A 14,862-nucleotide genomic window follows, 5' to 3' on the forward strand; every position below is an offset into this window, starting at 1 on the left:
GGCTCTGACGGTCACCAGGTGACGGGCAGTTCGGCGACGCCTTCGGTGATCCGGCCCTCGTTGCGGCGGAGCTGATCGAGCGGCACGGCCACGCGCAGCTCGGGGAAGCGCTGGTAGAGCCGGCTGAACACCCCTTCGAGCTCGACCCTGGCCAGGCTGGCGCCGATGCAGTAGCGCGGGCCGTACCCGAAGCTCAGGTGCGGGTCTACGGACTTCCGGCCCACGTCGAAGGTGTCGGGGTCGGGGTAGATCCGCTCGTCCCTGTTGGCGGCGCCGGGCATGATCAGCACGGCCTCGCCCCGGCGGATCGTGACGCCGCCGATCTCGATGTCGCCGTGGGCGTAGCGGGGCAGGCCGTGCAGGCTGGGCGAGGCCATGCGCAGGATCTCCTCGACGGCGGCGGGCGCCCGTCCGGGATCGGCCTTGAGCAGCGCGAGCTGGTCGGGGTTGGCCTCCAGGAACAGTACGCCGTAGTCGATGCGGTTCACGGTGGTCTCGTGCCCGGCGAACAGCAGCCCGCCGGCCAGCTGCGCCACCCTGCCGTCGTCGTCCAGGACCCCGGCCAGGTCCGAAAGGACGTCCTCGCCGGGCTCGTGCCGCTTGCGCTCGATGAGCCCGGCCATGTACGCGCCCATCTCCTCGCGCGCCGCCATGCCCTTGGCCTCGTCCGCGACGTCGCCCATCCGGCTGGAGACGCCGCTGAAGTAGTCCCGGTCCTCGAAGGGGACGCCGAGCAGCTGGCAGATGACCAGCACGGGCAGCGGGAAGGACAGCTCGGCGTGCAGATCAGCGGGCGGCGTCAGAGTGGCCAGGTGGTCCAGCCGCTCGTCCACCAAGGTGCCCACGTGGTCGCTGAGCGCCTTCATCCGGCGGGCGGAGAACGAGGGCATGAACAGCCGGCGCATCCGCTCGTTGTCGGCCTTCTCGGTCGCGCTCTCGCCCTGGGGGCCGCCGAGCAGCGCGGAGCCGGAGACGCGGGCGGCCTTCTCCGGCTCGGGGTGCGAGCGTCCGAGCCGGGGGTCGGCGAACAGCTTGCGGGCGTCCTCGTAGCCGCTGACCAGCCAGATCTCGTCGCCCACCCGGGTGCGTACTCTGGTGATGCCCTTCTCGTCCCGCAGCTCCCGATAGGCCGCAGGGACCTCCAGGGCGTCCTGTCGTGCGAAAGGTATGACTGGTAAGTCGCTCATAGTAGTTTCCTAATGGCTCGCGCCGTCTCGGCCCAGACCTTGGGGAAGTCCGCGTGTGCTCGCTCCGCTGTGCCGCGTTCGAGGCCGATGAGCAGGCCGTACGTGAAGGTGTCCTCACCCGCCTGCCGCGCGGCCTCCGCCTCCTTGGCCAGCGTCTCCTGCGCCACCACGCCGTCCTGATGGGTGCCGAGCACCTCCTGTACGGCCGCGGCGTGCTTGGCCAGCTTGGCCATGCTCTTGCCGAGCGTGGGCTGGAGGGCCTCGGCGGTGTAGCGGGCCCGTTTGGCCGCCTTGCGGACATCGTGCATGGCGAGCTCGCGGCGTTCGAGGTCCGGGATCGCCTGGGCGGTGTCGTAGATCTTGGCCACCCGGTCCCAGTTCTCGGCGGCCACGTCACTGAGCTTGTCGTGCGCCGGTTCCGCCGCGGCCTTGGTCAGCTTCGGGGCGGCCGTCAACGTGTCGAGGGTGTCGAGCAGCGCGTAGTAGCGCTCGCCGCTGAGCGTGTCCTTGATGCGCTCGTACGCCTCCAGCTCGCGGGCGTGCAGGTCGTCGCCGAGCCTGGCCAGGATGCGGCCGGTGACCAGTTCGGGGGCCAGCGCCGCCAGCTCGCGGGCGAACCTGGCCCTGATCACTTCCAGGTCACGCGCCTCGCCGAGCACCGTGGCCAGCCAGCGCAGCTCGTCCTGGACCCGCTTCGTGCCGATGATGATGCCGCCGAACGCCCTGAGCGCGCTCCGCAGCCGCCGGGAGGCGACGCGCATCTGGTGGACGGCGTCATGTTCCGCTCGCCGTACGCGGGGATCTTGTGAGAGGAGGGCCGTCACCTGGCCCGCCAGGTAGTCCATGACGGTCTGGCCGGCCGAGCCGTCCTTCGTGGGGGCATGGGCGACAGGTGGTGGTTCGAGGAGTCTGGCGAGCTTGCTGGCCGACTCCGACGGGGTGGCGCCGGCCTTTCTGAGCCGTTTGCCGACCTTGGCGAGCAGGGCTTGGTCGCCTTCCAGCAGCTCCGCCTCGACCTCGCGCCACCGCACGACCCCCGGCCCGCCTGCTGATTTTTTGGCATCGAAGACCGTGCCCTTGACGCGGTCGTCGGCGATCTCGACGAGCCCGGTCGGGCCGTCGTGCAGCAGGGTCACGGTCCGGCGGGTGTCGAGCTCGGCCACCACCTGGAGCTCCGCGCCGCGGGTGTAGGCGCGGACGAGCTCGGCCAGCTCGGCGGGCACCATCTTCGTGCTCCGGGTGAGCGGGTGGGTGATCTCCTGGCGTACGCCCTTGGCCTTGGGCAGCTTCAGATGCCAGCCGGCGTCGTCACCGCCGCGTCTTCGCCGGAGCGTGATGCCCCGGGTGGCCAGCCGCAGATCGGGCGTGTCGTAGTAGAGCGCCACGAGCTGGTAACTCTTCGGGCCCGAGATCTCTGCCAGCTTGCTCAGGTCGGGTATCGCGTAGTCGGAGGGGACGTTGAACTTGTCCTCGATTTCGATGCCCACAGCACCTCACAGCCTTGGCCGATTTGGACAATCATGCCACCGCTGGACGAACTTCACACGCCTTGGAGGAGCTCGATTCGGTTCCCCACCGGGTCCATGAGGTAGATCCGGCGGTAGCCGGGGAGCAGGTCGTCGGGTGGTTCCGTGCTGAAGGCGCCGAGGTCGTCCACCAGGAACGCCGGGTGCGCCTTCCTGGCGGGCCGAAAGTCGTCCTCGATGCCGAGATGCACCTCAACCCCCCGGCCACGGAACCAGACCCCGCCGCGTTTGTCCAGCTCAGAGGGTTTTGGCACCTCCTGGAGCCCGAGGACTCCGCCGTAGAACTCCCTCAGCAGCGGCTCGCTCCCCGCGGGCGCGGCGAGCTGGACGTGATGCAGGCCGGTGATCATTTCTGCGCCACCACATAGGTGATCATTTCTGTGCCACCACATAGGTGATCATTTCTGTGCCACCACGAAGACGCGCCGGAACGGGAACGGCGTCCCGTACGGCCTGGCCGGATAGACCTCGTCGAGCCGCTGCCCCAGCTCGGCGGTGAACTTCTTCTGCTCGTCGGGGTCCAGCCGGTCGAAGACCGGGCGCAGGGCGGTGCCGGAGATCCAGTTCAGTACCGCGTTGTCACCGTTGTCGCTCTGGAGGAGGTGGACGTATGTCGTCTCCCAGGCGTCGACCCGGCAGCCGCTCAGGAAGTCGACGTAGTCGATGGGGTCGTCCACCGGGCGGCCCCGGTTGAGGTCGCCGAGCCGATCGGACCACTCGGGCGCGGCGCAGAGCTCGCGGATCGCCACGTGGCTGGGGGCGTCGAAGTTGCCGGGCACCTGGAAGGCCAGCCAGCCGCCGGGGCTCAGCGCGTCGACCCAGTGCTCCAGGACGTCGCGGTGCGTGGGCACCCATTGCAGGACTGCGTTGGAGACGAGCACGTCCACCGGCCGGTCGGGCCGCCACGTCGTGACATCGGAGACCCAGAACCGCTGCTGCTGGTGCTGGCGCGCCTTGGTGATCATGGCCGGGGAGGCGTCGAAGCCCTCCACGGTAGCCTGGGGCCAGCGGCGGGCGAGTTCGAGGGTGAGTTCGCCGGTGCCGCAGCCGGCGTCCACGACATAATCAGGACTGTCGGCGCCGATTCTGGCGGTCAGCTCGAAGAACGGGCGTGATCGCTCGTCGGTGTACCTGGCGTATATGGTGGGATCCCAGATATCTCTCGACATAGAGATAATTGATATCGAGATATGTATCTCGATGTCAAGACAGTACACTCTGACCATGACGCAGGATGCGCTCCCCCCGACCTGGCGATCTCGTGGCAAGGCGGTCTCATGAACGAGGAGCCGCAGGACGAGGTCGACCGGCTGGTGGCGGCCTGGCGGTCAGAGCGTCCGGACCTCGACGTCGAGCCCCTTCAGGTGCTGTCGCGGGTGTCGCGGCTGGCCAAGCATCTCGACCGGGCCAGGCGAGCGGCATTCGCCGAGCACGCTCTGGAGCCTTGGGAGTTCGACGTGCTGACAGCACTTCGGCGCGCGGGCAAGCCGTACGAGCTGAGCCCCGGAGCCCTGATCCGGGCCACCCTGGTCACGTCGGGCACGATGACGAACCGCATCGACCGGCTCGCCCAGGCGGGCCTGGTGCGGCGCCGGCCGGATCCGGAGGACCGGCGAGGGGTGCTGGTGTCGCTGACGGACAGCGGGCTGGCGCGGGTGGACGCGGCGTTCGCCGGGCTGTTGCGGCGCGAGCACGACCTCCTCGCCGGCCTGCCCCTGACCGACCAACGCACCCTCTCCGCCCTGCTCCGCACCCTCCTCGCACCGTTCGATTCCTGACCGCTCAGGCGGTCAGTCGCTCAGGCGGTCGGCGAGTTCGAGCCACTCGGCCTCGACCGTGTCCTTCTGGTCGAGGATGTCCCTGAGCTGGGTGTCCAGGGAGCCCAGTTTGGCGTAGTCGCTGGCCGCGTCCGCCATGGCCGCGTGGAGCTTGGCCTCCTGGTCGCCCAGCCGGTCGAGCTGGCGTTCGAGGCGGTTGAGCTCCTTGCGCAGCTCGCGTTCTTCCTTGGCCGACATGCCCTCCTGAGGGGCCGCGGGCTGGATCGGTGCGGGAGCCGACGACTGGGGTGAGGTCATTCGGGCGGTCTGGGCGGTGCCTTGGGCCCGGCGGGACAGATATTCGTCCACGCCTCCCGGAAGGAAGGAGAGCTTGCCGTTGCCCAAGAGCGCCACACATTTGTCCGTGACGCGTTCGAGGAAGTAGCGGTCGTGGCTCACCAGGATAAGAGTGCCGGGCCAGCCGTCGAGAAGGTCTTCGAGCTCGTTCAGCGTCTCGATGTCGAGATCATTGGTCGGCTCGTCGAGCAGCAGCACGTTGGGGTCGTCCATGAGGAGCCTGAGCAGCTGCAGCCGCCGCCGCTCGCCACCCGACAGGTCGCCGACGACCTTCCACTGCGCCTCACCCTTGAAGCCCAGGCGTTCGAGCAGCTGGGACGCGGACCACTCCTTCTTGCCGACCTGGATGTACTTGCGGATCTCCTCGACCGTCTCCAGCACCCGGCGGGTGGGGTCGAGCTCGGCCAGCTCCTGCGACAGGTGCGCCAGGCGTACCGTCTTGCCCCTGATCATCCGCCCCGAGTCCTGCTGGACCGAGTCGGCGAGCAGCCGGAGCACGGACGACTTGCCGGAGCCGTTGACGCCGATCAGCCCGACCCGGTCGCCCGGCCCGAACTGCCAGGTGCAGTCGTCGAGCACCAGCGGCCCGCTGCCGGGGCCACCGGCGTGCAGGGTGACGTCTTCGAGGTCGTAGACGGTCTTGCCGAGCCGGACCGCCGCGAACCTCAGCAGCTCCACGCTCTCCCGCGCCGGCGGCTCGTCGGCGATCAGCGCCTGCGCGGCCTCAATCCGGAACTTCGGCTTCGACGTGCGGGCGGGCGGGCCGCGCCGCAACCAGGCGATCTCCTTGCGCATCAGGTTCTGGCGGCGTTCCTCGGCGGCCTGGGCGATGCGCGCCCGCTCCGCCTTCGCGAGCACGTAGGCGGCGTAACCGCCCTCATATCGCTCGACTCGACCGTCCACGACCTCCCAGGTCCTGGTGGAGACCGCGTCGAGGAACCACCGGTCGTGCGTCACGACCACCAGCGCGCTCTTGCGTCCGGCCAGATGACCGGCCAGCCAGGCTATGGCCTCGATGTCGAGATGGTTCGTGGGCTCGTCGAGCATGATCAGGTCATGCTCATCGATGAGCAGCTGGGCCAGCGCGGTGCGCCGCCGCTCACCACCGGACAGATCCCCCGCCTTGGCGTCGAGATCGAGATCACCGATGAGATTGCCGAGAATCTCGCGGACGCCCTGATCCCCCGCCCACTCGTGCTCAGCCTTCTCACCCAGCACGATCTCCCGGATGGGCATCGCCGGATCGAGCGCGTCATGCTGCGACAGCACGCCCACCCGCAGCCCCCGGGTATGGGTGACCCGGCCGCTGTCCGGGCGTACGTCTGCCGCGATCACCGACAGCAGCGTGGTCTTGCCGCCGCCGTTACGTCCGACGACACCTATGCGCTCGCCGACCTCGACCCCGAGGGAGACGTCGTTGAGCAGCGGTTTGGGCCCGTAGGCATGGGAAACAGACTCGAGATTTACCAGATTCATGGCCCTACCAGGGTATCGGCCTCAAAGGCGCTGTGGTGACGACACCGATAGCGCCATATCCGCAACCGCCCCGAGACCGGCGCTCAGATTCGGAGAGGGCCGTGGGAGATCCTCCTGGGCCGTTCTTGAGGAGGTGGTCCGTCTACAGCGGACGAAAAGGCAAAGGAACGGAGTGCCTGCTCCGTTCCGCTCCTAACGTATGGCGCACCCGGGGGCTTGCGGCAAGACCCCGGTCGTACCGCAGAATCGGCGGCCGAGGCCAGAACCTGCGGAAATAGGAGTAGCTAAGTGCGTGTGTCGATGTCGATGACCGGGTCGCGCGGGGACGCGACGAAAGACCGCGCGGGGCGGGGCCGATGATGGACGTCGACGTGATCATCGACCGACACCGCCGTGCTCGGGCGGCGAGAAGCGCTCTCCGGCTGGTTCGGCACACCTGAACACAACAGTGCCGCTCATCGATCGGCTCTCCTGATCAGCTGACTCTCCTGATCGGCTGACCGAACGTCGCCAGGAGCGCTCATCGCGTTGGCTGCCGAACACCGCAACCGGCCACAAAGCCCCTCAACGCGCCCTCACATCAAGCCGTCGCCGCGCCCGCGCAGGACGCGGGGTCCGGGGATCCGGATAGCGGGGTCCGGGGATCCGGATAATCGAGCGCTACACCCTGCTCGCCAACGACCTGCTGGTCGTCGGCGAGCCCGTCTTCGTACCGCTGGCGGGTTCGGCCCGGCGCACTTGGGCCGAGCAAGCTGTCAGGAGGTATAAGTGGCTGCTACGAGGGATGGTCAGGGCCGAGCGGCCGAGAAACTACACCGCTCTGCGAGACGTCATCTGGCGCCGCGCGGTGCAGGCAGCCACTCTCGCCTTTGGCTCCCGACCTGAGAAGGTCAATCCCACCAGCCCCGTGACCAGCCCCGTGACCAGCAGCGGGCCTCCACCTGCCGCACCTAAGGGCTGGAGGAGGAAGCTCTGAGCGTCCTGGTCATCGAGATCGAGCTGATCAACAAACCGCCCGGCGTCAGACAACAACGGCGCCTGGGACTGGGCCGTGAGCGGGAATCGCGGTGCGGGTGATGCCGGACGTGGTGAGGGCGGCGGCCATGCGGTCGGCGTGGGCGGCGTCGGTCGCGAGGAAGGCGCAGGTCGGACCGGAGCCGGAGACGATCGCGCCGAGCGCGCCGTACTGACGACCGGCTTCGAGGGTGTCGGCCAGCTGAGGGCGGAGCGTCAGGGCGGCGGGCTGGAGGTCGTTGGTGAGGTACGCGCCCAGCTTGCGGGCGTCCCCGGCGCCGAGCGCCTCCAGCAGAGGGTCGCTCAGCTGCGGCCAGGGGATCTCCGCACCGGTCGCGGCACGGAGCCGGTCGCACTCGGCATAGACGGCGGCCGTCGACAGCCCGCCCTCCGCCACCGCGAACACCCAGTGAAACCGGCCGCCGGTCGGCAGCTCGCTGAGCTGCTCACCCCGCCCGATCCCCACCGCCGTGCCTCCGAGCAGCGAAAAGGGTACGTCACTTCCCAGGTCGCCGGCGATCTCCATGAGGTCGTCGAACGGCAGGCCAAGCCCCCACAACTCGTTGCACGCCACCAGAGCCCCCGCCGCGTCCGCGCTCCCCCCGGCCATGCCACCGGCCACGGGGATGGCCTTGTGGATCACCAACGCCGCGCCATAGGTGCGGCCCGCGTGCTTGGCCAGGGCTCTCGCGGCCTGAATCGCCAGATTCTCGTTATCGATCGGGACCCGGTCCGCCCAGTTGCCCCCCACCGTGACGGTGATCGACTCGGACTCATGGGCGACCACTTCGTCGAAGATCGATACGGCGTGGAAGACGTTGACCAGGTCGTGATAGCCGTCTTCCCGAAGCGGTCCGACGGATAGCTGCACGTTGACCTTCGCGGGCACCCGTACGGTCACCGAACTCATCGATCTTCTGTCACTTTCGTCGTTTGCCGAGGTTGAGGACTCTTCTCGAGCTTGTCGAGGGCTCTCGAGCCTATAGGGGCTCGCTTCCCGCTCACATGATTCTCGGCAGAAGTGGTGACCCCTGTACGGGACCGATGCAACACCCGTACCCGAGGGGGCGATTCTTCGGCGCTGCGGTCGGCGGTCCTGGTAAACCCTCGCCATGGCGCATGGAGACGTCACCGATGAGGGATGGGCTTTGATCGACGAGGTACGCGGCGATGGACCCCGCCACGACGCCGGCTGCCGTCGGGCCGGTCAGGTCATCGAAGAGCACGGCGAGCTGGATCTGGGCTACGCGGTCGGCGTAGCCGGTGCAGGCGGCCCTCCGCTCGGATCGACGTGACATAGGCAGCTCCCCTCTGGCATGGAACAGGACGACGATGCCGCTACCTGCCAGTATCGGTGCGGCTCCAGCAGACGAGAGCGTCCACTCGCAGGGGCGGACGCCTGCGACTGCGGTGCCAGATGCCAGCGTTGCCGGTGCGCTGAGGACTCCTCCGGCCCGCTTGGCGGAATGTCGCACGAGTGCCGCATACGAGAGGAGCTACGCGATCATGCGGGCTGCAGCCACCATGCAAGCGACATCTGATCAACTATCGACATCGGAACGGACAAGGCCGGCTGCCATGCTCTGTCTCTCAGCGTGAGGAAGAACGATGCCATCGATCGTCTTCGGGACATTCGCCGTGATCGCAGTGAGCGTGGCCGTGGTGTTGTTCCTCGTGTTGCGGCGAAAGCCGCACACCCGGGTCGGGGCGTACGTCAGCGCGATGTTCCTCCTCCTGGGCGCGGGGCTGCTCGCCATGGGCTCCATCTCGTTCGCGAGCATGGAATCCGCCGCGCTGCGAACCTTCACGCCGGAGGAGCGCGCGGTCGCGGTGCCGTGCAACGCGGCGGTCTTGGGGATTGAGGAGACGTCCAACAAGTTCAACGGACGTTACATCTGGCTGCTGCGGCTTCGCGTGACCCCTCAGGGCGGCAGCCCGTACGAGATCGAGCGCACGGCCCGGCTCACCTCGTCCATGGGGGAACATCTGGAGCGGGGGAACGTCGCGCTGTCGTGCCTAGTGGACCCCACCGACCACACCCGGATCGAGATCTCGGCCCTGGCCTGAGCTGTCCATGCGGGCTAACAGCCGCAGCCGACTCAGTACCCAGGCGGCCAGCCCCCAGGCCGGATTTCGGTGCGACAGCGGACAACCGGACACGCGCGACTCGAACGGGGGGTCGCGGAAAACATCGGCCTGTGTGGGGTCAGGGGCGGGGGCAACCCAGGTGGCATCCTCAACATGCTCACAGATCAGTACCGCCCACCCGGCGGGTCACCCACGGCCGGGGTGAGTCTCCAGCCGTTCCAGGGATCGCGTCGCTCGACCTTGGCGCAGACCTGTGGTCTCCAGGCCTGATGAGGTCTGCGAGTTGCGGTCCGGCCCCGCCGGCACGCACGGGGCCCAGGCCCAAGAGCTCAAAGGCACGTCCCAGGGCATGTGGCTGCGCTTGGGCGACAACACCCTGGATCTGGACGGCACCCTGGAACTGATCGAGTTGCCCTATTGCTCAGCCTGGCTCAGCCTGGCGATCCAGGGCTGACCCCGCCGCTGGGCTGGACGATGAGACCTGTGGGCTGTTTGCCGACCCACGTCGGCGCGCACGACGTGGCGAATGGATCGAGCACCTGGAGCGGAAGTATCTGGCGCGATGTCCTGCCACTCTGACGAGAGCACGTCCAGAAGCGCGCGTGGCAAGATCGGGATAACGTGGCGCCCTCTGGTGGAAGGTCGACAATGTTCGATGCGCCCAGATATCACCTTCAACCATCGCGCTGGCAGAACGTTCTTTGAGAAGGAGGACGCGTGACAGTGGCACGAGTACTGGTGGTCGGCCTCGATCCCGCCAAGATCCAGGGCTGGGACCCAGAGCCAGTTCAGGCGGCGATGGCACGCGGCCAGGCCCGTTTCGACGATCATGGTATCGAGGCCGACTGGTGCCTGTTGGCACTTGACGAGAACCCCGAAGGAGCGATCGTGGAGGCGCTGACCCGCAAAGACTACGTCTGCGTGGTGATCGGGGGCGGCATCCGCAAGCACGAGCCATTGCTCGAACTCTTCGAGAAGGCGGTCAACCTGGTCCGGCAGCACGCGCCCAATGCGGCCATCGCCTTCAACAGCAGCCCCGAGGACTGCGCCGACGCAGCTCTGCGGTGGCTACGCTAGCGGCAAGCCAACCTCGCCGACGCCCTGCTCCGTGTCCTGCCCGACTCGGGCGCCCACCGCCACACCGTCGACGTGGCCCAATGATCAGCGCGGGCGGCTGAGGGCAGCCTCGGCCAGATCTGTCCATTTCTCGACCGAAGAGTGGGGCACGACCACCCAGTCCTTCATCGCCCTGCCCTGCTCCGAGGGGTCGAACAGGGACGCCCCGGCCAGCTGGAGCGCGGCTGTGTGTTCGGGGGTGTCCCTGACCAGCCGGAACACCATCGCACCGTCGCGCTGCAGGCTCGCGAACACCTTCCCCGCCTGATCTTTGAGCGCGGGACTCCCCATCATCCTGGAGATCCGTACACCCAGGTCGGCAAGCTCGGCACCGACCTGCTTGAAATCCTCTTCCGCGCTCATCGTCAGTTGGTCCCGAACTCCATGGCATCGTGGTCGAGCAGCTCATCGTGGTCGAGCAGCTCATCGTGGTCGGGCTCTTCCCGCCTGACGCGATCGCCTCGGCCCCGCCTTCCGGCAACACGGCGATCAGGCTAGTCGCCCCGGCGGCACCGATCAAGGCCGGATGCGGGGTGCCCACCATGCCGAATCCCGCCACCGGTCCTCAACTATGCGATAGGCCACCATCAGCGCCGACTAACAAGATGTGAAGATCAGAAGGTCCGGTGGCTCATGGCATCGCAGCCCTGGGCTCCCACGGAACCGTGCGTAACACTCGCCCGTTACACAGCTCTTCTCACCCTTTCCAGAGGAACTGACTTAAGGAGCTCGCAGCGGAGTTTCGCCTGGTCATATGGGATCCACAATCACAGGATGCCTATCTGCCGACGCTAGATTAGGGCAAAAGCCTTTTGAGAGAAAGAGGGCGTTTTGTCGGAAGTGACGGTTGTTGAGGTGCCGCAGTGGCGGGGGTCGGGGTCTGCTACGGCGGAGCGGCTTCGGGAGGGGGCCCAGTTGGTGGCCGGGATGGTGCCTGCGACGCGGCGACTGCGTGTGCAAGTCGATGATGATCTGGTCATCACGGCTTCTCGAGTGCGGGCGGCGATGTCGCAAGTGGGCGAGGGGCTCGTGGTCACTGCTGGAGGTGATTGCGGGGTCGAGTTGGAGCCGGTGGCGGCGGCTCGGCGAGCGTACGGGGATCGGCTGGTGGTCGTCTGGTTCGATGCTCATGGGGATCTCAATACGCCGTCCGGCTCACCCTCTGGGGCCTTTCACGGGATGGTGCTGCGGGCCCTCACTGGTGAAGGGCCGGACGGGCTGGTGCCCGAGGAACTGGTCCGTCCGTGGCAGATCGTGCTCGCCGGGGTGCGGGATCTCGATCCGGCCGAGGGTGCGTTCGTTGAGGCGAGTGGGGTGTGCCACCTGCGCATGCCGGACTCCGCGACGCTGGTCGATGCGATCGCTTCAGCTGGTTTCGATCGGGAGCGGGGCGGCTTTCCGAAGGAGCGTGGATTCGAGGAGAAGGTCGTCTACCTACATATCGATCTTGATGTGCTGGATCCGGAAGTGTTCGCCAGCGTGGGGACGCCGGCCCCGGGCGGGATGCGACCTGATGGGTTGCTTGGACTGGTCAGCGCGGTGGCGGAGCGGTTCGAGGTGGCAGGGCTGGGGATCGTGGAGTATGAGCCGGGCAGGGCCGAGGATCAGGAGTTGCTCGCGCCTCTGGTCGAGAAGTTGGTCAAAGTCTGCGCTCGTGCTTGAGGAGCCGGGCCGCACCCCGGCGAATCGGGGGGATGGGTGCGGCCCGGAAACAGGAACTGGTCCTCGTGCGGTGGTGAGGGCCGGGGGTGGCTCGGTGGCTGCGGCCCGGGCATGAAAGCCGACCCTCGTGCCGTGGTGAGGGCCAGGAGTGGCTCGGGGGTGCTGTCGGCTGCCGGGGTCAGCCTGGGCGTACGGCGCCTCGGTATAGGGGGCGATAGTAGGTGGAGGTTAGGAACGGGGTTCTTCTGACCACATCGCCGGTTTTGGGGGCGTGGATCATTACGCCGCCGCCGAGGTTGAGGCCGACGTGTGTGGGGTCGCCGGTGCCGCCACCGAAGAAGACCAGGTCGCCCTTGCGTAGCTCACCGAGTGTGACTCTGCGGCCTTGGCGGAACTGGGTGCCTGTGTAGTGGCCGAGCCTTATGCCGGCTTTGGACCAGGCGTAGAGGGTCAGGCCGCTGCAGTCGAAGCCTTTGGTGTGGGCTCCCCTGCCTACGCCTGTGGTGGGGCCTGACGGCGTGCCGCCGCCCCACGAGAACGGGGTGCCCAACTGGTCGATGGCGGCTGCCACCGCGATGTCGCCCTTGGTCCGGGGCTTGGTCCCGGGCTTGATTCCAGGCTGGGTGGGTCTTGGCTTGGGCGGCGTGTCTCGGGGGTCACGGGGGTCTGCGGGGGTTGCAGGGATTGCGGGGATTGTGGCCGGGGGGTTGGGGGCGAGGCAGGCTTCTGGGGGTAGGGGGATGAGGACATAGATGGGCTGCTGGTTCGCGCTACCGGAATGGTCGGCGCCATCAGAATGGTCCACGCCCTCAGGAGGCAGGGCCGAAAGTGACTCTGGCGGGACGTCCTGGGAGAGCCTCGTATCGGGTCCGCTGTTCGCGGGGCTCGTATTGCGTCCGCCGTTTGCGTTGCGTCCGCCGTTTGCGAGGCTCGTATTGCGTCCATCGCTCACGGGGCTCGTATCGCGCGCGCCGTTCACGGGTTTGGTGGGTACGGCGATCAGGTGGAAGCACTGGGTGGTCGGTGGCTTGAGTGAGGTCGCGCTGGTGCTCGTGGCTGCGGCCGTGTTGGGGAATGCGAGGAGCGCCGCGAGGGTGCCTCCTCCGACCGCGAGCCCGGTAAGAGCAGGGCGGAGGGTCAGGGCGGAGCGAGGGTCCAAGGCGGGGCGGGTGTTCAGAGCGGGGCCGGTGCTTACAGCGGGGCCCACAGAGGGGCTGGTGTTCAGGGCGGGGCTGGTGGCTGGGCTGGAGCGGATGTTCAGGCCGGAGTGGGTGGCTGGGCTGGAGCGGATGTTCAGGCCGGAGTGGGTGGCTGGGCTGGAGCGGACTCCCAGGTTGGGGTGAGGGGTCGGGCCGGGGCTGGTGGCCGGGCTGAAGCGAGTGCCCAGATCAGAGTGAAGGGTCAGGCCGAAGCGGCGGGGCAGGGCGGAGCGGGGGGTCATGTGGGCCTCCTGCGACGTGCGGAACGGAGGCCCCAGGATCTTGCGATCGGGCTTGGGGGCGGGGAGCCGAGCGGGGTTCTGTGGATAACCGGAGTTGTGGAGGCGACCCTCTGTGGATAACCGGGGGCCGGGGATAGCTTTTGTGGCTTCCAGGCTCCGAAGTCCGATCGCCTAAGCACGCGGGCCCCTCGGGCACGAGCCCCCTCGGGCGCGGATCTCCACAGGCTCGAATCTGCTCAGACGCGGATCCCCTCAGGCTCGAATCTGCTCAGACGCAGATCCCCTCAGACGCGGATCCCCCTCAAGCGCGCCGATCGCCCGAGGCTTGCGAGCCGTACCCGCTCGACCTACGAGGGCTTGGCCTCGGCGATTCGGGCGAAGGCTGTTACGTCGAGCTGCTCCCCCCGCGCGGACGGGTCCACCCCGGCCGCCCGCAAAGCGATTTCGGCCTCCGCAGGGCTGCCGGCCCAGGATGCCAGCGCGGCCCGCAGCGTCTTGCGGCGCTGTGCGAACGCGGCGTCGATCACCGCGAACACCTCCTCGCGCGAAGCGGAGGTCTCGGGTGGGTCCCGGCGGGCCATGGAGACGAGGCCGGAATCCACGTTCGGTGCGGGCCAGAAAACCGTCCGCCCCACCGGGCCTGCTCGCCGTACGTCCGCGTACCAGGCGGCCTTAACCGACGGCACTCCGTACACCTTCGACCCGGGGCCGGCCGCGAGGCGGTCGGCCACTTCCGACTGGACCATCACGAGGCCCTTGCGCAGTGACGGCAGCACTTGCAGCAGGTGGAGGACCACCGGGACCGCGACGTTGTACGGGAGGTTCGCGACCAGGGCGGTGGGCGTGTGGCCCAGCAGGTCGGCGGAGGTGATGCGCATGGCGTCGGCCTCCACGACCGTGAGCTTGTCGCCGAGGCCACGGCCCGCCACGGTCAGCGGGAGCTGGCCCGCGAGTACGGGGTCGATCTCGACGGCCACCACATGCTGGGCCTCGGGGAGCAGTGCGAGGGTGAGTGAGCCGAGGCCGGGGCCCACCTCTATGATCACGTCGTCTGGGGCCAGTGAGGCCACTCTGACGATGCGCCGCACGGTTCCCGCGTCGATCACGAAGTTTTGGCCTAGCTTTTTCGTCGGACGAAGATTTAGCTTATCCGCCAAAATACGTATTTCTGCAGGGCCCAACAGGCTCATCATCCAACCAGTCTCCCGCATCGAAGAACCTGCGATGGCGGATGGGGG

General features: G+C 67.9%; 15 protein-coding genes and 1 pseudogene. 6 read left to right on the forward strand and 10 right to left on the reverse strand.

Annotated features, from left to right (window positions below):
* Positions 1 to 11: 11 nt before the first annotated feature.
* From AB0L53_RS04215 to AB0L53_RS04230, 4 genes are read right to left on the reverse strand one after another with little or no spacing between them, the layout of a single operon-like run.
* A complete protein-coding gene (locus AB0L53_RS04215) occupies positions 12 to 1,187 on the reverse strand; it encodes a cytochrome P450 (RefSeq protein ID WP_363989951.1) in 1,176 nt (391 codons plus the stop codon).
* Positions 1,184 to 2,674 carry a CYTH and CHAD domain-containing protein gene (locus AB0L53_RS04220; RefSeq protein WP_363989954.1) on the reverse strand — a complete coding sequence of 497 codons (1,491 nt, stop codon included), beginning with the start codon at positions 2,672 to 2,674 and terminating at the stop codon, positions 1,184 to 1,186. The genes AB0L53_RS04215 and AB0L53_RS04220 overlap by 4 nt, the downstream gene beginning before the upstream one ends.
* Positions 2,675 to 2,727: 53 nt before the next feature.
* Complete coding sequence (locus AB0L53_RS04225) at positions 2,728 to 3,063, reverse strand: glyoxalase (protein WP_363989957.1); 336 nt, start codon at positions 3,061 to 3,063, stop codon at positions 2,728 to 2,730.
* Positions 3,064 to 3,111: 48 nt separating this feature from the next.
* Positions 3,112 to 3,882 (reverse strand): trans-aconitate 2-methyltransferase, encoded by a 771-nt coding sequence (locus tag AB0L53_RS04230; protein ID WP_363989959.1) that lies wholly within the window; start codon positions 3,880 to 3,882, stop codon positions 3,112 to 3,114.
* A gap of 108 nt (positions 3,883 to 3,990) precedes the next feature.
* Between AB0L53_RS04230 and AB0L53_RS04235 the strand changes: the two genes are divergently transcribed.
* Positions 3,991 to 4,491 (forward strand): MarR family transcriptional regulator, encoded by a 501-nt coding sequence (locus AB0L53_RS04235; protein WP_358541748.1) that lies wholly within the window; start codon positions 3,991 to 3,993, stop codon positions 4,489 to 4,491.
* A gap of 12 nt (positions 4,492 to 4,503) precedes the next feature.
* Here the strand turns inward: AB0L53_RS04235 and AB0L53_RS04240 are convergent, their stop codons facing one another.
* Both AB0L53_RS04240 and AB0L53_RS04245 read right to left on the reverse strand, forming a co-directional pair.
* Positions 4,504 to 6,303 (reverse strand): ABC-F family ATP-binding cassette domain-containing protein, encoded by a 1,800-nt coding sequence (locus AB0L53_RS04240; protein ID WP_363989963.1) that lies wholly within the window; start codon positions 6,301 to 6,303, stop codon positions 4,504 to 4,506.
* A 1,021-nt stretch (positions 6,304 to 7,324) separates the two neighbouring features.
* Complete coding sequence (locus AB0L53_RS04245) at positions 7,325 to 8,227, reverse strand: 4-(cytidine 5'-diphospho)-2-C-methyl-D-erythritol kinase (RefSeq protein WP_363989966.1); 903 nt, start codon at positions 8,225 to 8,227, stop codon at positions 7,325 to 7,327.
* A gap of 202 nt (positions 8,228 to 8,429) precedes the next feature.
* Here AB0L53_RS04245 and AB0L53_RS04250 point away from each other — a divergent pair, with 202 nt between their 5' ends.
* The 4 genes from AB0L53_RS04250 (at position 8,430) to AB0L53_RS04265 (ending at position 10,482) form a co-directional block, all read left to right on the forward strand.
* A complete protein-coding gene (locus AB0L53_RS04250) occupies positions 8,430 to 8,612 on the forward strand; it encodes a hypothetical protein (protein WP_363989969.1) in 183 nt (60 codons plus the stop codon).
* Positions 8,613 to 8,925: 313 nt separating this feature from the next.
* Positions 8,926 to 9,384, forward strand: a complete 459-nt coding sequence (locus tag AB0L53_RS04255) for a hypothetical protein (protein ID WP_363989972.1) — start codon at positions 8,926 to 8,928, stop codon at positions 9,382 to 9,384.
* A 274-nt stretch (positions 9,385 to 9,658) separates the two neighbouring features.
* Positions 9,659 to 9,859: a hypothetical protein gene (locus AB0L53_RS04260; protein ID WP_363989974.1), complete on the forward strand. Its 201-nt coding sequence runs from the start codon at positions 9,659 to 9,661 to the stop codon at positions 9,857 to 9,859.
* Between the two features lie 263 nt (positions 9,860 to 10,122).
* Complete coding sequence (locus AB0L53_RS04265) at positions 10,123 to 10,482, forward strand: hypothetical protein (protein ID WP_363989977.1); 360 nt, start codon at positions 10,123 to 10,125, stop codon at positions 10,480 to 10,482.
* 84 nt (positions 10,483 to 10,566) lie between these two features.
* Here AB0L53_RS04265 and AB0L53_RS04270 read toward each other — a convergent pair whose 3' ends face one another.
* Both AB0L53_RS04270 and AB0L53_RS04275 read right to left on the reverse strand, forming a co-directional pair.
* Entirely contained in the window at positions 10,567 to 10,884 is a 318-nt protein-coding gene (locus tag AB0L53_RS04270; protein WP_363989980.1) for a hypothetical protein, read from the reverse strand.
* Positions 10,885 to 10,886: 2 nt separating this feature from the next.
* Positions 10,887 to 11,068 (reverse strand): annotated as a pseudogene (locus AB0L53_RS04275) (argininosuccinate synthase); the annotation flags it as partial.
* A gap of 293 nt (positions 11,069 to 11,361) precedes the next feature.
* Between AB0L53_RS04275 and AB0L53_RS04280 the strand changes: the two are divergent.
* The gene (locus tag AB0L53_RS04280; RefSeq protein ID WP_363990368.1) at positions 11,362 to 12,183 is read left to right on the forward strand and encodes an arginase family protein; all 822 of its coding nucleotides are present in this window, start codon (positions 11,362 to 11,364) and stop codon (positions 12,181 to 12,183) included.
* Between the two features lie 178 nt (positions 12,184 to 12,361).
* Here the strand turns inward: AB0L53_RS04280 and AB0L53_RS04285 are convergent, their stop codons facing one another.
* On the reverse strand, positions 12,362 to 12,754 hold the full coding sequence (locus tag AB0L53_RS04285) for an NlpC/P60 family protein (protein ID WP_363989983.1): 393 nt from the start codon (positions 12,752 to 12,754) through the stop codon (positions 12,362 to 12,364).
* A gap of 1,217 nt (positions 12,755 to 13,971) precedes the next feature.
* Complete coding sequence (rsmA, locus tag AB0L53_RS04290) at positions 13,972 to 14,835, reverse strand: 16S rRNA (adenine(1518)-N(6)/adenine(1519)-N(6))-dimethyltransferase RsmA (RefSeq protein WP_363989986.1); 864 nt, start codon at positions 14,833 to 14,835, stop codon at positions 13,972 to 13,974.
* Positions 14,836 to 14,862: the final 27 nt, after the last annotated feature.

Origin of the sequence: Nonomuraea sp. NPDC052129, assembly GCF_040680095.1 — a bacterium.
Lineage (GTDB): Bacteria > Actinomycetota > Actinomycetes > Streptosporangiales > Streptosporangiaceae > Nonomuraea.